The organism is Actinomyces sp. HMSC075B09, from assembly GCF_001812395.1.
Taxonomy (GTDB): domain Bacteria; phylum Actinomycetota; class Actinomycetes; order Actinomycetales; family Actinomycetaceae; genus Gleimia; species Gleimia europaea.
The window spans coordinates 628664-649581 of record NZ_KV808731.1 but is presented as its reverse complement, the minus strand read 5'-3'; the positions used below and the strand labels follow the sequence as shown (position 1 = coordinate 649581).

The window sequence follows — 20918 nt, the reverse complement described above, 5'->3', positions numbered from 1 at the left end:
AATGGTTACAACAGCCTCGTCGAAAAATAAAAATCAGCGCAAAGGTGGGAATTCTCTTAGAGAAAATAGGGACTCAACTGGAACATCGAAGAACGCGGCCAGTTGGAGTGCGAGGGCAAGCGAGGGAGCATACTCGCCGCGCTCTAGGTAGCCAACCGTCTGGTAGTGCACGCCAAGGGCGTCAGCAAGTTCGCGTCGCGAGACTCCCCTGTCTGCCCGCATAACTGCGATGCGGTTATAAACTCGATCCTCAGCCATTACGCACCCAATTGACTACGAAGATTATTTTGCATTTTCTGCATTGCTCCTATGGACTCGTGGCGGAAGAAGCGTTTGATCAAGAACGATGCAACGAAATACCCGGCTACGAGCCACAGAGCAAGAATACCCGAGGCTAGCAAGGGCTGGAACGATCCAACTACCTCCGCGGCGCCGGCCTGGGCGGGCATCACCACGGAGCGCACAAGGTGGCCAGACCAGAACGTTGGCAAAACCAGCTGCACCGCCTGCACCGGTCGGGGCAAAATATCTAAAGGAAACGCGATCCCGGAAGTCGCGAACAAAGCGAACACGCCCAGAACAATCACAACATTTCCATACATTTCGCGGACCAGGCTTCCGAGAATCAACCCAATGGGAGCGTGCGTAGCAACAGCGAACAGCATAACCAGCACTACCAGCAGAGTGGTTCCCGTACCCAACTGGCTCATATCAAAGAAAACGAATCCGCCGATCAGAATTAGAATCTGCATAAGCAACACAACGATACCGGTCGAAATTGATTTACCGATCGCCCACGCCATAGGACCATTCGGTAGCGATCTGGCGCGCAACAAAACCCCGGAACTACGTTCCATCATCATCTCCGAGGTCAGCTGAATGATGATTAGCATCGAGAGTCCCGCAGTCATCGAAATGACCATGTACCTGCCGAACGAGGTCCCGATCTGCTCCATGACTTTGCCGTCTATCCCTTTGCTCACACCTAAAATCACCAGGGGTGTGAAGAATAGATTGAAGATAGCTGCGCCCAGTAGGTTTATGCGCATCTCGGCCTTCACATGCATGCCGATCATTTTCAAGAATCCAGACACTTTCACAGCGCGCCTCCCGTCGCCTCGGCTGGTTTCACTTCCGCCGCATCGTTATTTCTCTTGTCCTCGACGAGGGCAAGGTAGGCATCCTCTAACGTGGGCCGCGAGATTGAAAGGCCGGTTATAACGTCTAGATCCAGCGTTTTTACAAACGTTTCCACCTGATTGGTAGCGTGAACAAAGCGTTTGCCGTCTTGTTTCCACGTAATCTGTGCGGGTTTTGCAAGCTGGTCACTAAGTTCAGGTACGCTGGCATCCGCGATGAGCTTGCCGTCTTTGATAATGAGGATGCGCGACGCCAGTTTTTCAGCTTCATGCAGGTCATGAGTTGTTAGCACAACGGTTGTCCCAAGGTCTGCGGAGGCACTCACTATGTCATGGATCATCGCCTTCGCCTCCGGGTCGAGGCCGGTGGTTGGCTCATCGAGCAAGAGCAGGTTGGGCTTGGAAATCATTGCGGCGATGAAGTCTACGCGCCGGCGTTGGCCGCCAGATAGAGAACCCATTTTCGCTTTTCTTTTATCCCCCAGACCCTGGCTTGCCAACAGCTCGAACGGGTCATACGTGTCTGCACCGATACTTTCATGTGCGTATTGGATCCACTTCAGGTGCTCTTCGACGAGCCACTTTTCGTGATCTTTCCAGTGTTGTTGCACGAGGCCGATCCGCGTCCATTCACGGGCAGAAAAATCAGTCGGATGCTTTCCGAATACTCTTATGTCACCCTCGTCTGGCCGAATGGAGCCCATGAGGGTTTCGACGAAGGTTGTTTTACCAGCGCCGTTTGGGCCGAGGATAGCTACAACCTCTCCCCGGCTGATCGACAGGTCAATGCCACGCAGGGCCTGCACTTTCCCGTAAGCGAAATGCAGACCGTGCGCTTCTATCAAGGCAGCCATGCACCCTCCAAACAATCTATATAACTTACAGCTCTAAATATAGCACTTCTACTATCTTTGACAAGATCTCAGCTACTTTGCTTTTAGTAATTGAAACTTCTACACCTACAAACCTGCATAACCACACCTATCTAACCTCCAGCCACTCGCGCTTCCATGCCTGCTTTGCAATAGTGGAAGCATGAGTGTTCGCCGCAATAACGACGTGTTTGTCAAAACTGATTCATCAAACCCAGATGCACCGGAACTGGAAGCGCTGGGTTTGCAGTGGCTTGGTGAAGCCATGGAGTTTGGTGGAGCACACGTGGTGCCCGTCGTCAGCGTTAAAGATGGAGAAATCTCGACGAGGGCGGTGCAAAGCAGCTCGGTCACGCAGGAAGCGGCGTTCCAGTTTGGTCGAGCTTTGGCACTAACACATGCGCAGGGAGCGAACTACTACGGGCAGGCTCCCCTGGGCTGGGAAGGTCGCGGCTGGATGGGGATGGCTAACCTGTCATTCACCAGGCCCGGAGAATACTGCACGTGGGGCGATTTCTTTGCGCAAGAACGCATCTTGCCACACCTTCCAGCAGTCATTAACAATGGAGCGATTCCGCGCGGATACATGCGGGTTGTTGACCAGGTGTGCGAACGCCTTCGCGACGGCGATTTTGATGCTCCCGAGCCCGCCCTCGTCAAAACACCTGCTTCCAGGATCCACGGCGATCTTTGGAGCGGCAACGTGCTGTGGTCGCGCTCTGACCTACTTGATTGGGCGCCTGCAAATGCCGGACTCGGCACCACGCACCAAGATCTACCGGGCACCGTTGGAGTGTTGATAGACCCAGCCGCGTGCGGAGGTCACGCGGAGAAGGATCTGGCTGACCTAAGCGTCTTCGGCCAGCCCTACCTGGGTGACATTTACGCCGGTTACGAGGCCGAATCTAAACTTGAAGCCGGTTGGCAAGAACGCATTGGTTTGCATCAACTTCACATTTTGATAATCCACGCAGAGCTGTTCGGCGGTTCTTACGGGGACCAGGTGATAGCGACCTGCAAACGCTACGTATAACCGCAAGCCCCTGGGAACAAGGCGCGAAAGCGTAAGAAGCAAGCACTACTGCGAGCACTCACACGCCGTCAATCTTAAACCACTAAGACGGAGATTAGGCAATACAGACGGTGCCCTGCTCTCGCGAGCAGAGAGCTATTAGAAACGACAGGCAAACAGCTAGCCAAACATTTGAACAGACGTCAGACACTCGGGAGAAGATCCAAAACTCTGCTCAGAGGAGTGACCTGGCTCACCTTGTTTACCCATTGTTAACGCGTTAGACACTTAATTTTCACATTAGTCGTGTTCATTTCTGTCCTCCCAAGCTGGAAAACTCGTTAGAAGAACTGCACATTTTGGTCAGCAAAACACGTCTGAGCAGCATTTTTGATTTTACCTACTCAATTTGGCTGTAATCTGGGGCCCTTATCGGTTAACAAAGAGGTTTTAAAAAATGGATAAGACAATTTTCGCTCACCGCGGCGCCAGTGCCATCGCTCCCGAGAACACCATGGCCGCTTTCAAGAAAGCAGTCGAGGCCGGCGCCACCTGGATTGAGACAGATGTGGACGTCCTGAAGGACGGAACACCAATCCTCATTCATGATTCGTCTTTGGATCGCACAACGAACAGGTCTGGTAGCTACTACGACCTCACGGTTTCTGACTTGGATGACATTGACGCAGGCTCCTGGTTCTCCCCCGAGTTCGCGGGCGAAAGAATCCCCACGTTAGCGCAGCTCGTGGCATTCATGAACGAGACGGGCCTTAACGCGAACATCGAAATCAAGTCGAACGAGGCCGGAGCGCAAATGAGCCTCCAACTGGTTGACGCGATTTTAAAAGAACTCGAAGCCCTAGATGGTCCGCAGGTGATCATCTCTTCGTTCAACCACGTACTGTTGAAAATCTTCAAGGACAAGGCGCCCCAATACAGCGTGGGCGCACTGTTCGTGGCCGAAAACCTGTGGGATGACTGGAAGTCCATCCTCGAGCTCGTGGGAGCCGACTACATTCACCCTGACGACTCCACACTGACCCGCGCTCAGGTGCAGGCGTTCCGCGAGGCCGGATACGGGGTGAACGTGTGGACGGTGAATTCCCCCGCACGAGCAAATGAACTTTTCAACTGGGGCGTGACCGGTATTTTTACCGACGTCGCACACCAGATGTTAAAGAAGTAAACCCATCTAAATTCAACTACTAGAAAGAAATACAAATGGAAAGTGCAGCAGCTTCTGGAAAGAAGAGCCGCCTCCCGGCATTTTTGCGCCGCGGCAAGGCCGCCCCGTTCCTAACGGTGGTAATGGCCGGTCAGCTAACGTACTCCGCATTTGAGGCGTTCAAGGGATCGCTAATGATCCCACTGACCAACGTCCTTGGCATTTCGATTGGTCAGTTCGGTATCCTCATGGGCTGGCTAGGTATCGCAATGTTCCTTTACGTGCCAGGAGGCTGGGTGAACAACCGCTTCACCATCCGACAGCTCCTGGTCGCCTGGTCCGCGTGGCGCTGCGCTACCGCGCTCATCCTCTTCTTGATTCCCGGTCTTAACTTCAACGTAATGATCGCGATCGCGATTTCGTGGGGTGTTTGGGACGCCATCGGCTGGCCCGCAGTGGTTAACGGGGTTGCGTTTATTTCTAAGGACGAAGATCAAGAGGGTCGTGGCCTTGCAATGGGTCTGCTTGAGTCGATCCGCCGCGCCGCTGAGTTCTTGATGAACCTCATCGTTGTTGGTCTGCTCGCAGTATTTGCAGACCACGCCACCAGCGTCATGCGCATCATGGCAATCCTGTACACGGTCATTCTGATCCCGCTGATCTTCGCAATCCTTCGTTGGGTGCCTAAGAACGCTGTTGCGCAGGCTGAAAGCGAAAGCGATACGCAGAACAAGGCTGCTCTGCGCGGCCTTATTCACGTTCTTGCTCGCCCGCGCGTTTGGGCTGCTGGCATTGCCGCGCTGTGCGTCTACTGGTCGTACGTCAACCTGATCTACTCTTCCGCTCCGTACCTTTCCCTGGTGTTCAAGGCAACGGATGCGCAGGCTGGCGCGTTCGGCATTTTCAACACGGGCCTCGTCGGCATTTTCGCAGGCCTGGTAGCTGGTCTTCTTGCGGATTACGTATTCAAATCCTCCACTCGCATGATGGCCGTGGCACTAACCGTTACGGCTATTGGTTCGATCGCGATCTTCATGCTTCCGCCTACCAACATTTGGGCTGCAATGGGTCTGCTATTCATCATGGCGTTCGGCGTATTCATGGGTAAGGCAGTTATCCTCGCCCCGATTGCCGAGTTGAACCTTCCTGACGAGATCAACGGCTCCGCAATGGCTGTAGGCTCATTCCTCGCTTACGCTTCGATCCTGTGGGGCAACCCCACCACGGCTGGCCTGGTGGATCGCGCAACCGAGGCGGGTAACCCCGCGGCTGGATACCAGCAGGTGTTCATGATTACCGTGGGCGCTTCGGTTGTAGGCGCGCTTGCTGCGTGGGCGTTGGACTACACCAATAGGCGGATCGCACGCAAAGCTGAGGTAGCTGCGTAAACGACCACTTGAGTTTGTCCACTAAGAGGGGCGCTTGGCATCAGCCGGGCGCCCCTTTGCTTGCCCGAAGCCAGTGCTGATTAATATGCTGGACAATTGAATAAGCACCCAGCCGATGGGTCTCACCGAGTGGGTGCTTTGGCGCGCTCGAAGGGATTCGAACCCCCAACCTTCTGATCCGTAGTCAGATGCTCTATCCGTTGAGCTACGAGCGCATTGGTTGTTACCTGAACAAGTTTAGTGGGTATTCCGGCAAACAACCAAATCAACAGGTTGTCATACTCGCCACAGTCCAAGCGGCAGGCGAACCGTTACTTGACGATATCGATCCCCAACGTCGCCGAGGCATCCTGAACCCCACCAACATTAGTTACGTTCGTGAAACCTTTCTGCTCCATGATCGCTACAGCCTTGCCGGAGCGCTGACCGGAACGACAGTAAACGGAGTAAGCCCCATTAGGATCCAGAGAGGCAATGGCGTCCTCGAACCCCGGATCAGTAACGTCAATGTTCACCGCGCCTTCCAAGTGGCCTTCCGCATACTCTGCCGGCGTGCGCACGTCCAAGATGGTGCCAGCTTCAACAACGCTTTCCATGGTTATTCCCTCATTTTCTTTCGTTTCAGTCTGACTATCCCCAGCGCATCCAGCTAAAGCGAAGGCCGCGAGCGACACCGCGAGCGCCTGGGCAACCAACTTCTTCACGCGATTCTCCAATACACAGATGCGGAAATGGTCGTTTAACAAAAGCTTGCCGGTATTAACAACAGTTGTCTAGTTGGACATCAACGACACAACGCTGAAAAGTCGCGCATTAAATGCGAAAAGTACACCCTTTCTGTTTAGTAGCATTAAACGGCAAGTCCGGTCAGGACAACCTCCCAACCGGCTGGCCAAGAGCAAAACGCCTTTAACAACGCGCGCGCAACCGGAGGTGCCGAAGGCATGCGTTGCCGCTGTTATAAAGACGTACATATTTGCCTCAGCACGAAGTGAATAAGGAATCTCAAAGAGACTAGGAATCTTATGGTGAAGCTCAAACGCTTTGCGGGTGGGATTGCGGTAGCCGCTGCGGGCGCCCTGATTCTAACCCCGCTCACCCCGGCGCCGTCCCTGGCAACCCCAGCGGGCGACAACGTAGTAATCAACGAAGTTTACACGCGCGGAGACAGTGCCGACGGCACGCTTCGTGACTTTGTTGAACTGTACAACCCAACGACTGAAGCGATCTCGCTTGACGGCATGTCACTTCAGTACTTCAGCAAAAAGAACCTAACTGCCACGAAAGCCAGCGTCTCTCCTTTGCAAGGAACGATTGCTGCCAAAGGATACTTCTTGGTTGCTGGAAACTCGGCAGACAAGAATGGTCAACACGAAGCGTTCCAAAAGTACGATCCGGACGCTCAGGGCAACTTCAGCCTTGCCGGAAATGATGGAAGCGTCATCCTGGCAGAAGGCACTGAGGCTCTAACGGTTGCGGGAGATACTTCCGCAGACGCAAATGTAATTGACGCCTTTGGGTGGGGCGCCACAAAGGTTTTTGAGTTCGCTGCAAATGCAAACAAGTCAAAGGGTGACAAATCGTTCCAACGCGCGAACGGTGCGGACACTAATGACAACACGTCCGATTTCTCGGTATCCACTGCTACCCCGCAAAACAGCAAGGGTACGGTTACCCCTGAAGAACCTACCAACCCGCAGACACCAGAGCCGTCTGATCCGCAAAACCCCGATCCGGTAGCAAACATCGTTTCGATTGAGGATATTCAGGGCACCGGACCAGCCTCAACGATGGTGAACCAAACGGTGACCACCCGTGGCGAAGTCACCGCGATCTACCCCACCGGCGGTTTCAACGGCGCTTACATTCAGTTCAACGGCACCAACCCGGACGCTTCGGACGCGGTCTTCATTTACTCGAAGGACTTCGCTAAGCAGTTCCAGATTGGCGATTTTGTTGAGGTCACCGGCAAGGTAAGCGAATACCAGACCAAGGGTGCTACAACCTCTTCCACGCAAATCTCCGCTACCTCCTTCAAGAAGATTGATCGTCCCGAGGGTGTGGAAGCAATCCAGCCTCTAGAGCTCGAAGCGGCACCAGATACTGAGGAAGGCCGTGAAGCTCTCGAAGGCATGCTTTTGCAGATCACCAAGGCTCATACGGTTACTGATAACTACGGAACTAACCGCTACGGCACAGTGCTACTCACCACGCAGGACAAGCCGCTACGCCAACCTTCTGACGTTTACCATCCGGCAAGTAATCCCAACGAGATTGGGGCGCTCGAAGCTGCTAACAAGGCCTCTATTATCGCTCTCGATGATGGCCAATCTACGGATTACACCAATTTCAAGTACCCGAACCACCTCATTCCGGTTCCGTATTTGAACGTAAATGACCCGCTTCGCGTAGGCTCGAAGGTCACCATCAAGAAGCCGGTGGTTTTAGACTTCCGCTTCCAGTGGAACTACCAGCCAACCGAGCCGGTGAATGTTAAGGGCGTGGACAACACCGATAAGTGGATTGACATCACCAACAATGAGCGGCCGGCAGCCCCGGGTGATTTCAGCGAAGCCGGCGCTAACCTGACCCTCACCTCTTTCAACGTCCTGAACTACTTCACCGACCTGGGTGAAAACGAAGCAGGTTGTAAGTACTACCGGGATCGCGAGGCTCGGCCTGTGACCGCCAACTACTGCAATGTTCGCGGCGCATACTCCAAGGCTGCTTTCGAACGTCAGCAGGCAAAAATTGTTGCCGCTATTAACGAGTTGGATTCCTCCATCGTTGGCTTGGAAGAGATTGAGAACTCAGCTAAGTTCGGTCACGATCGTGACGAGTCGTTGAAGCAACTCGTACAAGAGTTGAACAAGGCGGCAGGTGCCGACAAGTGGACTTTTGTGCCTTCCCCTAAGGACGTTCCTGCAGACGAGGACGTCATCCGCTTGGCCTACATCTACCAGACGGCAGAGGTAACCCCCATTGGAGATTCTTCGATCCTGATGGGTAGCGAATGGTTCACGGGTTACGCTCGCGAACCGCTGGCCCAAGAATGGCAGGCACTTGACGAGGGACAACCGGTTGGCACCAAGTTCGTAACCGTTGTTAACCACTTCAAGTCGAAGGGTTCCCTTGCGAAGAAGTTCGAAAATGACGAGGACGAGTGGCAGGGCAACAACAACCTGCTCCGCATCGCGCAGGCTCAGGAAGTCACCAATTGGGTGGCCGCTCAGTTTGCCGGCAAGCCAACCATTCTGCTTGGTGATCTGAACTCCTACTCTAAGGAAGATCCGGTTCTTACCATCGAGGAGGCCGGCTACACTTCGGTTGCTGACATGTTCAACGTCCAGAATGCTTCCTACCTGTTTGGCGCACGCGTCGGCTCGCTTGATCACGGCCTCGCAAATGATCTTGCGAAAGATCTGGTGGTCGGAGCTGACGTTTGGGACGTGAACGCGATGGAGCCGCTGGCATTCGAATACTCGCGTTACAACTACAACGTGAAAGCGGATCAGCTGTTCGACCTGACTCCGTATCGTTCGTCTGACCACAACCCACTCAAGATGGGGCTAAAAACGTTCGAGAAGATGCCAGAACCCGGCGATCCCGGTGAGGACAGGGTTGTGACCCCTGCTGCGCCGGAGTTCATCAATCCGTCTGCCTCTGATCCGGCCTCGTGCACGGTTAAGCCGTTCGCAACGGTTAAGGACATGGAGGGCGTGAAGTACACGGTTACCGTGGACGGCAAAGAACTCAAGGCTAACGCCGAGGGCAAGTTCGTCTACCCCTACGGCAAGACGATCATCGTCAAGGCCGAGCCGGTAGACGGATTCACTTTCGCACCGAACGCTAAGACCGAATGGTCTTGGACCGCAATGATGAACGACAAGTGCAACACGGGTGTAAGCAAGCCACTGGCCAAGACCGGTGTGGACACCGGGTTGCTTGCCCTCTTCGCCCTCGTGCTTGCAAGTGCTGGTATGGGTGCAGTTCGCGCTTCACGAGTGAAGTGACTCCACCTCACCAGTCAGCGTTATAGCAACTGAACAAGCAGTCCCCCCGATGGTTTAACCATCGGGGGGACTCACTTATCTAAGCGGCCCGTGATTACAGGACGAGGCCGAACACCGGAACCGCCAGGGCGTAAGTCGTGATCGTGATCAGAACGATGCCGATCAGGTTCAGCCACAGGCCGCCCTTCACCATCTCGCCGATCTTCACATAACCAGAACCAAACGCGATGGCGTTCGGAGGCGTTGCCACGGGCAGCATGAACGCGCAGGTCGCAGCAAGCGCCACTGGGATGGTTAGCAGCATGACGTTCTGAGGTGCGCCATCCGTGAGGCCGATGCCCACGGCCACACCACCGATGATCGGCAGGAACGCGGCTGCGGTTGCGGTGTTGGACGTGAGTTCGGTGAGGAAGATGATGAGCGCAGTAATCGCAACAACAATGAGCAGGGTCGGCAGCACCGATAGCCCTTGCGCAACCTGGCCAATCCAAATGGACAGCCCCGACTCGGTGAACATCTTGGACAGGGCGAGGCCACCACCGAACAGCAGGAGAACGTCCCACGGGATGTGCTCGGCCGTCTTCCAGTCGATAACGCGGATTCCACGACGTGCATCAACGGGAATGAGGAACATGAGTAGCGCCGCAGTCATACCGATGCCAGCGTCAGCAATGTTGAGGCTTGAGCCGGTGATCTTCAAGATGATCGGAATGAACACCCAGGATAGTGCTGCAAGTAGGAAGATCACGCCGGTCATCTTTTCGCCGCGCGTCATCCTCCCCATCTTCTTCAGCTCGTCACCGATCAGCTCGCGACCGCCTGGAATCGTGTCCATTTCCGGCTTGAAAATGGTGGTTAGCAACAGCCAGCCGAGCGTCATAAACACCACCGATAGTGGCACGCCAACCAGCATCCACTGACCAAATCCGATGTGAATGTCGTGGTTTTCCGATAGGTATGCAACCAGTAGCGCATTGGGCGGCGTACCAATCACGGTGCCCAGCGACCCAATAGATGCGGCGTACGCGATTGCGAGCATAAGCGCCGTAGAGAAGTTCTTCTGATTCTTAAATCCGCCCACGCGATCAGCAGTGAGGGTGAGGACGGACAGGCCAATCGGTAGCATCACAACTGCGGTAGCCGTGTTGGAAACCCACATTGACAAGAATCCGGTGGCGATCATGAAGCCAGCGATGAGGCGCTTCGGGCTGGTTCCAACCGTGCGCACAACTAGCAGAGCAAGGCGGCGGTGGAGGTTCCAACGCTGCATCCCAAGAGCCAGGATGAAGCCGGACATGAACAAGAAGATTGTCGAGGACGCGTACGGAGCTGCGATGGCCTTGAAGTCGATGGTCTGGAAGGTCGGGAACAAAACCAGCGGGACAAGCGCGGTGGCTGCCAGCGGGATCGCCTCTGTCATCCACCAAACGCCCATCAGTACCGCACCTGCTGCGGTGAGCCTGAGTGGGGTCAGGCTGTAAACCGTTTCTCCATCGGTAACGGTAGCGTTCACCAGGTCCGCTCCGTTCGATGGGAAAACTAGATAGACAATGCCGGCTAGAACGACACCTAGCAGGAGTCCGATCCAGCGACGCTTCCATTCAAGAGGAGATGGCGCTGAATCGAGAATCTCCTGAGGCATCCAAGAAGAGTTCTTCGTCTGGGAGCTCATGAGTATCTCCTTCGAGTGCATCTTTGCACCCGCGTGATTAGGACAGGGATCTTCCTCGTAACTTAGAGCCCCAGACGGCCTCATCTCACGATAAGGAGCTTTACATCTCGTTTTTAGGGACTCTCGAGAACGAGTTATCGACCACGATACCCCTCGGGGTATACCAGTTCAATGATTCGAGCAAACGTTCATTACTGCTGAAACGAATCCCGCACCACCGTCCAGACGCAAGACCTACGCGCCCTCGCGTAATAAGAAAGTCTCGCGACACAGCGGTGCTTTGTCGCGAGACTTCACTTGGCGGAGCTGGCGGGATTTGAACCCGCGAGGGGCGAACGCCCCAACCTCCTTAGCAGGGAGGCGCACTAGGCCACTATGCGACAGCTCCAGACTCAACCCATCTTAGAGGGTAGGGCGATGCGTTTCCAAACGATCCACTAAATGGGGGCCAAAACCACACCCAAAGCCCCGGCCTTCTCAAGACTCTGCGCGTACGGAAAATGCGCCACTCTTTAGGCGGCGCGTAAACTTGCGAGCGCTCAGCCCCGGAAATTTTTAAGGGCCGACGAAGAAAACCCCGGCATTTCAACGAAATACCGGGGCCTGTTGCGGAGGGTAAGGGATTTGAACCCTTGGTGCCCGTGAGGACACAACGGTTTTCAAGACCGTCACCTTCGGCCGCTCGGTCAACCCTCCCGACGATTCCCTAGTGTAACCCGGTTTTACTTAAACCCTGAAACTTGCCATTTGCAAAGTGCACCACAGGCGCGGTTCCAAATTTTGTCCACATTGCGGGCATCATGGAACCATGAGAGCAATCATCAGCGCCGCGGACCAAACCCACTTTGCAAACGCCACCGGCGTGACGCAGCTCAGCGACCGCCTTTCACTGATCCACATCGAGCCTCCAAGCCCCGCACCCAACCAGGTTCGCATCAAAGTGCTCACAACCGCAGTGAACCCCGCTGACGTGTTGCAATCAAAAGGCGCTTACCCCTCGCCGCGGGGCGCCAGCCGCGTCCTCGGCCTCGAATGCGCGGGAATCATCGACCAAGTTGGCGCCGAAGCTACCTCTCTACCCGGCTGTTCGTGGATTCATGAGGGCGTAGCTGCGTGCGCACTGCTGGAAGGTGGCGGGTACGCCGACTACGCCGTTGTTGACGCCAAGCAAGTGCTCCCCATCCCCACACTGCCCGAAGCCGCGACCGCTGCCTTGCGAGCCGAGGCGAACCGAGCAAACAATATCATCCCCGCTACAGAGGAAACCTCTAACATTGCGCCCGCGAGCGCCCCGGACCTGGACACACTCGTAGCGACAATGGGCCTGGTGGAGTCAGCGGCGGCCTCGTGGATGATCTTGGAAAACATCGGCAAGCTTGCGTCAAACCCGGGCCGGTCCGTTCTTATTCACGGGGCATCAGGCGGAGTCGGTTCCATCGCTGTGCAGCTAGCTAACTCGATGGGCAATACCGTGTACGCAACCGCGGGATCACCCAAGCGGTGCAAGCGAGTGCAAGACCTTGGCGCCAGCAAGTGTTTTGACTACCACGACGCGTGGCTTGAGCAGCTGAAGAAGCTACAACCAAGCGGCGTGGACGTCATCATGGATGTACTTGGAGCAGGCGGCCTGAGCACCAATTTGAAAGCTCTCGCGCGATATGGACACCTCGCTGTTCTCGGGCTGCTCCAAGGGGCGAAAGCCGAGCTTAACCTGGGCTACCTCCTCGCCAAGAACGCCTCTATCACCGCGCAAACCCTGCGTTCCCAAACACCAAAGCGCAAGATCGAGATCCTTCAACAACTGCGCGAACACGTGTGGCCAGCTGTTGAAGTGGGCCAGATCAAGCCGGTCATAGGAGCGACCTACCCACTCGAAGAAATCGCTGCCGCCCACAAAGCGATTGCTGGGCGCGGCGACTCCACCTTCGGAAAGATCGTAATCACCCTCTAGCAAAGCCCGGCTAACTTTCCGCGCAGCCCGCGAGCAGAAAAGTGGCGGCCACCCGGATTTCCAGATGACCACCACTCATTTGACTACCTAATCAGTCTTCAGCGTCACGACGCTTAAACAGGTTGAACCCCTTGCGATCCTTGGGCGGCTCCTGCGGATGATCCAACAAGCCACGCGAGAGTGCGGACGCAAACGGCGGCCACAACGGCAACCTCGGAATCAGCAAAGCCTGCACGGCGTGATAGTTATCCGGCAAGCCCGGCAAGCTGGACTCCACAACATCATTATTCTCATCAAGCTCGCGCCTAAACTGACCCGGCTCCTCAATAACGAACTCTTCAATGAAGTCCAACCACGAGCGGTAACAGTGGTCGTAATGCTCCACCTCACCCAAGCTGGCACCGTCGTCAAGATGAGCGCGGCGCAAAGCCACCGTTGCGGCAATACCCTCCGCAGCCACCCAGTACATGTGGTTCGTAGACACCGGGTTGCCTTCAAAATCAACCGTGTACACAAACCCCGGCTTGCCGTTACGGCGCCATCCGTCAACGCGAGTGCGCTCAAACATCTCGCGCGCAAACTCCAGCAACCAATCCGGGCTTTGCCTACCCAGCGTGCGGTTAGCGGCACGAACATGCAACGCCAACCTGGACCACTCAAACTGGTGTCCAATCACTACGCCGTACGGCACTGACTTATCCAGACGTGAATGACCGTAATGCTCACGCATGGCACGCCAGTTCTCGTCGTAATGCTCGCCAATGCGCCAATCATTTCGACCGGCCTCTTCGTAAACAAACTTCAGGATTGAAGTGGCGCGGTCAATCCAAATCGGATCATTCATAACTTCTGCAACCGCGAGGTAGGCCTCGGTGGTGTGCAAGTTCGAATCCATACCGTAGTACTTCGCAACCTCAGAATAGTCACGCGAATACCGGTGGCGAACACGGTCTACGCTCTCATCCCACCAGTGCGCCTCTTGATCACGAATAACTTCCAGTAGCAGATCATGCGCTCCCGGACGGTTTGCCGCCACGCCCGAAGCCGCAGCCAACATCATGAATGAGTTCGCATACTGGGACTTCGACTCCAGCGCCTCTTCACACGGAATTCCGTTTCCATCCGCATCAAGCTCATGCTTAATGGCCGGATACCAACCACCGTGCTCCGGGTCAACAAAATACTTTCGCAAACACTTAATACCGTGATCCGCATACTTACGAGAACCGGGCAAGCCCATGAGGGTTGCAAGACAAAACACGTGCGTCAAACGCCCCGTCATTGCAAGATCAACCGGCTGAGACGTATCAATCTCGCCCTCGGATGTGACAAAACCAAAGCCAGTCTCAACCATTGCCTTACGGCCCACACAGATCAAGGCCTGCATCTGGTGGCTCAGCCAGCGGTTATGTTCAACAGACTCTATCCAACCCAAGTGAATCCCCCTGGTTTTAAAGAAGCAACATTGCTAACTCTTTGAGGTTACCCTGTCTGCGCCTAAGTTAATTCGCAAAGAGAATTTAAGTTCAAAATGAAAACCGGCCCCAACATCACCCAAATGAGACGAGGCTCACATTTTATTTCCAAATTTTCAGGAAACTCTAAGATTCATTTCAACCTACGCACAGATTCAAAACCTACTGTTAGAAATAACTTCGCCAGATCGGCTAAACCGACTGGTTGAAGGGTTCGAGATTTCATGGACTTTCCAGAGGCTAAGAAACTCGCACTGTGTTGATGGGATAGTTTAGAGCCCCGAGCAAAAGCTCGGGGCTCTAAGCATGTCCGCCACTTTCAGGGCACCTACACCCGCTATCCCTTCACGGATCCGGCCATCAGGCCGCGCACGAAGTAGCGTTGCAGAGTTAGGAACACTGCCAGCGGAATAATCATTGAAACGAACGCGCCTGCAGTCAGCAAGTGCCAGTCTTGACCACGCGAGCCAGCCATGGAAGCCAAGCGCGCAGTCAGCGGCTGGGTCAGCTCCATGCCACCCGAGAAAGTCAAACCAACCAGCAGGTCATTCCACACCCACAGGAACTGGAAAATCGCGAATGACGCGATCGCCGGAACCATCAGGGGAAGCATGACCGACACGAATGTTTTCACGTGCCCCGCTCCATCAACCTGTGCAGCCTCCACGAGTTCCTTAGGAACTTCAGCCATGAAGTTGTGCAACAAGAAGATAGCTAGAGGCAGGGCGAAAATAGTGTGCGCCACCCAGATCGATAAGAACGGGAAAGCACTCGCAACCGCAGTTCCAGAAAACACGCGCAAAAGCGGAATCAGCGCCATTTGCAGCGGCACAATCTGCAGGGCAAACACAATCACAAAAACCGTGTCACGCCCCTTCCACTTAAGCACCGAGAAAGCGTACGCCGCCATCGTCGCAAACAACAGTGGCGCTAGAGTGGCCGGAACCGTAATTACCAGGGAGTTAATGAAATATGAGGCGAGATCACCCTGCGATTTCGCTCCATACAACACCGTCTGGTAGTTCTCCAGCGTGAAATCCGGGTTAGCAAAGAATGTCCACCACCCCGAACTCTTAATCTGGGCTTCTGGCCGGAACGAGGTTATGAACAAGCCAAACGTTGGAATCGTCCAAAAGACTGCGATCAGTACCGCAACAAACGATCCAAACCTACCCGAGAGGGCGCGTTTTGCCTCCGCAGAAGCAGTCTTACGTTCGCCTCGCACTGGCTTCTTCACTTCCAGGGCGGCAGGATTTTGCGCAACATCTACAGAGCTAGGCACCACGCACCTCCTTGTTGATCAGCATTTGCCGCACGTTGTAAAGAACAATCGGAATAACAAGCACGAAAATGGCAACCGCCATCGCCGAACCGTACCCATTGTTGCCGTACGTAAACGACTGGTCATACATCATGTTCGCCAGCACCTGCGTGCCAAACTTCGCACCCGTCATCGTCTGCGTAATATCGAAGATCTTCAAGGTTGCGATCGTGATAGTTGTCAGCACCACCACGAGGGTTGGGCGAATCGACGGGACCGTGATGTTCCTAAACATCTGCCACCGGCTCACGCCGTCAAGCATTGCAGCCTCGACAATGTCATGCGGAATCGCCTTGATAGCTGCGGACAGCAACACCATTGCGAAACCAGCCTGAATCCAAATCATCACGATCAACAAGAAGATCGTGTTCAAAGGTGAATCCTGCAAGAAACGCACGGGCTCGCCGCCGAGCCCCACGATGATCGCGTTTAGCAAGCCGCGCTGAGTTTGAGAAGCACCACGGTATTCGTAAACGAATTTCCAAATGATGCCCGCACCCACGAACGAGATAGCCATGGGCATAAACAACAGCGACTTCGCTAGCTTTTCAAAACGCTTGCCATCAATAAGGATCGCATACAGCAAACCGACAACAGTGGAAATGATTGGAACGAGAAGCACCCACAAGAACGTATTGATGAACGCCTGTTTAGAGTCAGTGGCCGTGAACAACCACGCGTAGTTATCGAAGCCCACAAACTGCGTTGAACGCCTATCCATGAACGACATGAGAATCGTTCGAATAGCCGGATAAATGAGGCCGAGTGCCAACAGCAGCAGACCGGGACCGAGGAACACTGCCACACTTGCAATCGTGCGCCCGCGCCCCTTCATCCTGTCTGCCAGTGACGCCAAACCTAGCAGCACCAGCACCACAACTGCCAGCAAGATGACCGCAAAGATCATCTGGCCAATCTTTGTATTTAGAAAGTAGTCCATTGATCCTCCAAAAGCGGGACGTAACTAGTACGCCCCGCTCTTGAAAATCAGATGCTCAGCACCTGTTACTTAGTTGGCCAAGAGGCTTCGATTTCGCCAAGGACGGTCGGAATGTCCTTCTCGCCATTCAGCCACTGAGTCATTGCAGTCCAGAAGGAGCCTGCACCAACCTCGGAAGGCATCAGGTCAGAGCCATCGAAACGAGCCACCGCGTCCTTATCCTGCAACAGCTCCATTGCAAGACGCAGAATGTCAGACGTTGCGAGCGACGGGTCAACACCCTTGTTTGCGGAGGTCACGCCACCGATCTCAACACGAGTATTTGCCCACAGGCTCGAGGACATGTAGGCCTGGACAGCCTTCGTTGCATCGCGGTCATTGAACGCACCAACAAACTCGCCACCGGTCAAAAGCGGCTTCTCATCAGCAGTCATGCCCGGTAGGTAGAAAGCGAATACGTCGCCATTTTCAGAAACATCGGTGCCTTCCGGCCACTGTGCCTCGTAGAACGAAGCCATGCGGTACATGTAGCACTGGCCCTCAAGGATCGGCAGACCGCCATCATTGAACGAGGTCGTAGCGATCGAACGAGCGTCACCAATACCACCGTTTACATAGCGGTCATCGCGCAGAATTTTGCCAACCTCTTCGGTTGCCTTCTCGATAGCCGGATCGTTAAACGCAATGTCGTGCGCAACCCACTTGTCGTAAGCATCAGCACCTGCCGAGCGCAGAACTAGATCCTCAACCCAGTCGGTTGCCGGCCAGCCGGTAGCGCCACCGGACTCAATGCCTGCACACCAGGGCTTCACATCCTCGCCCTCGTGATCCTTGGCGATCTTTTCAGTCAGATCAAGGAGCTCCTGCCAAGTCTGCGGAACCTCGTAGCCACCCTCCTTGAACATGGACGGCGAATACCACACGAAAGACTTCACAGAAGCCATCAGCGGTGCGGCGTAGAACTTGCCATCAACCGTGCCGTAGGCCTTCCAATCTTCAGACCAGCCCTCGTCAACGTTCTTCTCTACCTCTGCAGGAGCCGCAATTACGTGACCATCCTTGATCATGCGCTCCAACAGGCCTGGCTGCGGGAAGATCGCTAGGTCAGGAGCATTACCGCCCTCAACCTGGACGACAACTTGGGATTCAAACTCTCCAACACCGTTGTGCTGAACATCAATGCCAGTGCACTCGGTGAACTTATCAAACGTCTGCTGAAGCTGATCGGCCTCAACCTCACGAATGGACGAGAATAGCGAAACGGATTCGCCATCGAAGTGGCCGTACTCCTCAAACGCGGAGCAATCGGTATCTCCACCAGCTTCGCCAGAAGAACCGCCGCCGCTGATGTCGCCGCCCCCACCACATGCGGACAGCAACATTGCTGTGGCCGCTGCGCCGGCTGCAAGAACGCTCCATCGAGTTCTCTTCGTCGAAATCATGCGCGATGAACGCATTTAAACCTCCAGTGTTAATCAATTGGGACTGACAAACCGCGACCTCGCACGCGATACGAAATCGTATACGCTTGTCTAAGACCTGCTTCCCAGGCCGTCCATGCATATAACCAAACGCGATAAATGTGACCTGTGCAACCACTTTGGTTCACGAACGTGCATATGTGACCATTTTGTAACCAATAGCCGCGCATTATTGCGCGAATTGCGAAACACAGGCCCCTTCTAGTGGCCCACCTCAGTTGATAGAGGTTCTTCTAAGTATCGCTTCCATAACCGCTGCCGCCCCGTCATAGTCAACCGGGCCGGTAACCGCGTTAGCGCACTGCCTTACCTGCTCGACGGCCCCACCCATAGCCACCGAATGATGCGCCCACCGCAACATCGCCATGTCGTTCGTGCCATCACCAACCGCAACACTGCCAGTTAGCGGTACCCCCAACTCAGCGCGCAACCACTCAAGACTGCCCGCCTTGGTTGTATCCGGCGCATTCACATCCATCCACGCCGTCCAGCCAATTGCGTAGCTCAGGTTCGACATATCCAGCTCGTTTACGCGCGCCTCGAAATCCTCAACACTCATTCCCGGCATGCGCACAACCAGCTTCGTAACCGGCTTCGACTTCAACCCTTCCAGATCATCAATCCGGAAATCCTCAATGAGCTCCCGCGGCGGAAACACGCGCGAAACCCGGTAGTAGGGCGAGTCATCCTCAACCGCTAAAATCGCCCCCGGCAAATGCTGTGCCACTTGGTCAATCAGCGGGCCCGGATCAAAGTAGCGCTTCGACACCACCTCGTGCTGGCCGTCCACAATACGCAAAACGATCGCGCCATTCGACGCCACTGCCCAGCCGTCGTGAATCCCCACCTCGCGAAGCACTGGCAAAGTGGCACCAACACCGCGACCCGTTGCAATCACAACGTTCGCGCCCGCGCTCTGCAGGCGTTCAATGGTGTCCACAACCGCCTTGGAGGCCCCATCAGCAGTGAGCAAGGTGCCATCAATATCGAGCGCAACCAGCAAGCTGGGCCCGGCCTCTTGCAAAGAATCTGGGAGGGCGGCGCTTGCCTGAGCAACTAAATCCTCAAACGGGATCGGCGCCAACGTTGTTGGCGGAGGCGTGAGGAGAGACTTAGCCAACTACAGGCTCCAGCTTCTGCCTACCTCCCAAGTACGGACGCAAAGCCTGCGGAACCGTGACTGAACCATCCTCATTCTGATGGTTTTCCAAAATCGCAACAATCCAGCGCGTGGTTGCCAACGTACCGTTAATCGTCGCTACGGTCTGCGTGCCCGACTCGGTACGCTCACGAATATTCAAACGACGTGCCTGGAACGTGGTGCAGTTAGACGTCGATGTCACTTCCATCCACCGGCTTTGCGTTGGCAGCCACGCCTCACAGTCAAACTTGCGAGCAGCGGAAGTGCCCAGATCACCAGCCGCCGTGTCGATCACGCGGTAAGGAAGCTCAACCTTTGCCAGCATCTGCTCTTCCCACGCGAGGAAACGAGCGTGCTCCGCTTCGGCCTCATCCGCGGTGACAAACGAGAACATCTCCGCCTTATTGAACTGGTGTACGCGGATAATGCCGCGCGTATCCTTGCCGGCCGAACCGGCCTCACGGCGATAACACGTGGACCAACCCAGGTAGCGCTTCGGAGAATCCACATCAATGATCTCGTCCTTGTGGTAGCCCGCGAGCGCCACCTCGGAAGTGCCCGTCAGGTACAGATCATCGGCAGGCAGGTAATAGATCTCGTCCGAATGCTCATTCAAGAAACCCGTGCCTCCCATGATCTCTGGCGTGACCAGCGTGGGCGTCATCATCGGAGTGAAACCGGCCTCGACCGCCTGATCCATCGCCATGCGCAAAAGAGCCAGCTCCAACTGCGCTCCCACACCCGTCATGTAGTAAAAACGAGCGCCCGAAACCTTCGCGCCGCGCTTCATATCAATCGCGCGCAGGCCCTCAGCAATCTCCAAATGATCCTTCGGCTCAAAGCCCTCAGCAGCGAAATCACGCGGCTCCCCGCCCTCAAAACGCAAAACCTCAAACGACTCTTCGCCACCCGCAGGAACGCCCGGAATCACAATGTTTGGCATAGACCAGACCAGACGTTCAGCCTTCTCGCGAGCCTCGTTGGCTTGCGCCTCCAGCGACTTCACCGAAGCGGCAAGCTCCTTCGCATGCGCCAAAACCTTCTCGCGATCCTCAGCAGAAGCCTTACCAATAGAACGAGACACAGACTTCTGCTCCGCACGCGCAGCCTCAAAATCATGAAGCGCAACGCGACGAGCCTCATCGGCCTTCAAAATTTCATCAACAAGACTCGGATCACCACCGCGCGCAATCTGCGAATCGCGAGCCGGCTGCGGATCTTCCCTAAGAGCTTTAAGATCAATCATGCTCCAAGCCTACCGCGGCATTTCAACACGGTCACATGGCCGTCCGTTTTCCAGGATCCACATCCAAACAACAAAAACCACCCGATTTGCAGATCCGGTAAT

The 20918-nt window shown here is 55.1% G+C and carries 16 protein-coding genes and 3 tRNA genes; 5 read left to right on the top strand and 14 right to left on the bottom strand.

Annotated elements, in window-relative coordinates:
- Positions 1–33: 33 nt before the first annotated feature.
- The 3 genes from HMPREF2854_RS03765 to HMPREF2854_RS03755 are packed head-to-tail and all read right to left on the bottom strand — an operon-like array spanning position 34 to position 1993.
- A complete protein-coding gene (locus tag HMPREF2854_RS03765; protein WP_070619124.1) occupies positions 34–258 on the bottom strand; it encodes a helix-turn-helix transcriptional regulator in 225 nt (74 codons plus the stop codon).
- Positions 258–1100 (bottom strand): ABC transporter permease, encoded by an 843-nt coding sequence (locus tag HMPREF2854_RS03760; RefSeq protein WP_070619121.1) that lies wholly within the window; start codon positions 1098–1100, stop codon positions 258–260. The genes HMPREF2854_RS03765 and HMPREF2854_RS03760 overlap by 1 nt, the downstream gene beginning before the upstream one ends.
- A complete protein-coding gene (locus HMPREF2854_RS03755) occupies positions 1097–1993 on the bottom strand; it encodes an ABC transporter ATP-binding protein (protein ID WP_070619118.1) in 897 nt (298 codons plus the stop codon). Before HMPREF2854_RS03755 ends, HMPREF2854_RS03760 begins: the two co-directional genes overlap by 4 nt.
- 181 nt (positions 1994–2174) lie before the next feature.
- On the opposite strand from HMPREF2854_RS03755, the gene HMPREF2854_RS03750 reads away from it, so the two are divergent.
- The 3 genes from HMPREF2854_RS03750 to HMPREF2854_RS03740 all read left to right on the top strand — a co-directional run bounded on the left by HMPREF2854_RS03750 (position 2175) and on the right by HMPREF2854_RS03740 (position 5576).
- Positions 2175–3044, top strand: coding sequence for a fructosamine kinase family protein (locus HMPREF2854_RS03750; protein ID WP_070619116.1), 870 nt, complete (start codon positions 2175–2177; stop codon positions 3042–3044).
- A 436-nt stretch (positions 3045–3480) separates the two neighbouring features.
- Positions 3481–4209, top strand: a complete 729-nt coding sequence (locus HMPREF2854_RS03745) for a glycerophosphoryl diester phosphodiesterase (RefSeq protein ID WP_070619113.1) — start codon at positions 3481–3483, stop codon at positions 4207–4209.
- 35 nt (positions 4210–4244) lie between these two features.
- The gene (locus HMPREF2854_RS03740) at positions 4245–5576 is read left to right on the top strand and encodes an MFS transporter (RefSeq protein ID WP_070619110.1); all 1332 of its coding nucleotides are present in this window, start codon (positions 4245–4247) and stop codon (positions 5574–5576) included.
- Between the two features lie 139 nt (positions 5577–5715).
- Here the strand turns inward: HMPREF2854_RS03740 and HMPREF2854_RS03735 are convergent.
- Positions 5716–5791: transfer RNA gene (locus HMPREF2854_RS03735), tRNA-Arg, on the bottom strand.
- Between the two features lie 96 nt (positions 5792–5887).
- Entirely contained in the window at positions 5888–6280 is a 393-nt protein-coding gene (locus tag HMPREF2854_RS03730; protein WP_070619107.1) for a rhodanese-like domain-containing protein, read from the bottom strand.
- A gap of 321 nt (positions 6281–6601) precedes the next feature.
- Here HMPREF2854_RS03730 and HMPREF2854_RS03725 point away from each other — a divergent pair, with 321 nt between their 5' ends.
- Positions 6602–9589 (top strand): ExeM/NucH family extracellular endonuclease, encoded by a 2988-nt coding sequence (locus tag HMPREF2854_RS03725; protein WP_083309362.1) that lies wholly within the window; start codon positions 6602–6604, stop codon positions 9587–9589.
- A 94-nt stretch (positions 9590–9683) separates the two neighbouring features.
- Here the strand turns inward: HMPREF2854_RS03725 and HMPREF2854_RS03720 are convergent, their stop codons facing one another.
- From HMPREF2854_RS03720 to HMPREF2854_RS03710, 3 genes are all read right to left on the bottom strand, one after another.
- Positions 9684–11261 (bottom strand): SLC13 family permease, encoded by a 1578-nt coding sequence (locus tag HMPREF2854_RS03720; RefSeq protein WP_070619104.1) that lies wholly within the window; start codon positions 11259–11261, stop codon positions 9684–9686.
- Positions 11262–11559: 298 nt separating this feature from the next.
- A tRNA-Ser gene (locus tag HMPREF2854_RS03715) sits at positions 11560–11649 on the bottom strand.
- A gap of 221 nt (positions 11650–11870) precedes the next feature.
- Positions 11871–11957: transfer RNA gene (locus tag HMPREF2854_RS03710), tRNA-Ser, on the bottom strand.
- A 112-nt stretch (positions 11958–12069) separates the two neighbouring features.
- Here HMPREF2854_RS03710 and HMPREF2854_RS03705 point away from each other — a divergent pair.
- Positions 12070–13212 carry a zinc-binding dehydrogenase gene (locus tag HMPREF2854_RS03705; RefSeq protein ID WP_070619100.1) on the top strand — a complete coding sequence of 381 codons (1143 nt, stop codon included), beginning with the start codon at positions 12070–12072 and terminating at the stop codon, positions 13210–13212.
- Positions 13213–13303: 91 nt separating this feature from the next.
- On the opposite strand, the gene HMPREF2854_RS03700 is transcribed toward HMPREF2854_RS03705, so the two are convergent.
- From HMPREF2854_RS03700 to serS, 6 genes are all read right to left on the bottom strand, one after another.
- A complete protein-coding gene (locus tag HMPREF2854_RS03700) occupies positions 13304–14647 on the bottom strand; it encodes an AGE family epimerase/isomerase (protein WP_070619098.1) in 1344 nt (447 codons plus the stop codon).
- 377 nt (positions 14648–15024) lie between these two features.
- Complete coding sequence (locus HMPREF2854_RS03695) at positions 15025–15969, bottom strand: carbohydrate ABC transporter permease (protein ID WP_070619603.1); 945 nt, start codon at positions 15967–15969, stop codon at positions 15025–15027.
- Positions 15962–16948: a carbohydrate ABC transporter permease gene (locus tag HMPREF2854_RS03690; RefSeq protein WP_070619094.1), complete on the bottom strand. Its 987-nt coding sequence runs from the start codon at positions 16946–16948 to the stop codon at positions 15962–15964. Before HMPREF2854_RS03690 ends, HMPREF2854_RS03695 begins: the two co-directional genes overlap by 8 nt.
- A 65-nt stretch (positions 16949–17013) precedes the next feature.
- On the bottom strand, positions 17014–18405 hold the full coding sequence (locus HMPREF2854_RS03685; protein WP_102218161.1) for an ABC transporter substrate-binding protein: 1392 nt from the start codon (positions 18403–18405) through the stop codon (positions 17014–17016).
- Between the two features lie 238 nt (positions 18406–18643).
- Positions 18644–19549 carry an HAD family hydrolase gene (locus HMPREF2854_RS03680; protein ID WP_070619090.1) on the bottom strand — a complete coding sequence of 302 codons (906 nt, stop codon included), beginning with the start codon at positions 19547–19549 and terminating at the stop codon, positions 18644–18646.
- Entirely contained in the window at positions 19542–20816 is a 1275-nt protein-coding gene (serS, locus tag HMPREF2854_RS03675; RefSeq protein WP_034508618.1) for a serine--tRNA ligase, read from the bottom strand. The genes HMPREF2854_RS03680 and serS overlap by 8 nt, the downstream gene beginning before the upstream one ends.
- Between the last annotated feature and the right edge of the window lie 102 nt (positions 20817–20918).

Bases quoted from the DNA above. Each gene is read 5' to 3' on its own strand.
- HMPREF2854_RS03685 (WP_102218161.1), bottom strand. From the start codon at position 18,405: ATGCGTTCATCGCGCATGATTTCGACGAAGAGAACTCGATGGAGCGTT.
- HMPREF2854_RS03745 (WP_070619113.1), top strand. From the start codon at position 3,481: ATGGATAAGACAATTTTCGCTCACCGCGGCGCCAGTGCCATCGCTCCC.
- HMPREF2854_RS03720 (WP_070619104.1), bottom strand. From the start codon at position 11,261: ATGAGCTCCCAGACGAAGAACTCTTCTTGGATGCCTCAGGAGATTCTC.
- HMPREF2854_RS03690 (WP_070619094.1), bottom strand. From the start codon at position 16,948: ATGGACTACTTTCTAAATACAAAGATTGGCCAGATGATCTTTGCGGTC.
- HMPREF2854_RS03750 (WP_070619116.1), top strand. From the start codon at position 2,175: ATGAGTGTTCGCCGCAATAACGACGTGTTTGTCAAAACTGATTCATCA.
- serS (WP_034508618.1), bottom strand. From the start codon at position 20,816: ATGATTGATCTTAAAGCTCTTAGGGAAGATCCGCAGCCGGCTCGCGAT.
- HMPREF2854_RS03765 (WP_070619124.1), bottom strand. From the start codon at position 258: ATGGCTGAGGATCGAGTTTATAACCGCATCGCAGTTATGCGGGCAGAC.
- HMPREF2854_RS03725 (WP_083309362.1), top strand. From the start codon at position 6,602: ATGGTGAAGCTCAAACGCTTTGCGGGTGGGATTGCGGTAGCCGCTGCG.
- HMPREF2854_RS03740 (WP_070619110.1), top strand. From the start codon at position 4,245: ATGGAAAGTGCAGCAGCTTCTGGAAAGAAGAGCCGCCTCCCGGCATTT.
- HMPREF2854_RS03755 (WP_070619118.1), bottom strand. From the start codon at position 1,993: ATGGCTGCCTTGATAGAAGCGCACGGTCTGCATTTCGCTTACGGGAAA.
- HMPREF2854_RS03705 (WP_070619100.1), top strand. From the start codon at position 12,070: ATGAGAGCAATCATCAGCGCCGCGGACCAAACCCACTTTGCAAACGCC.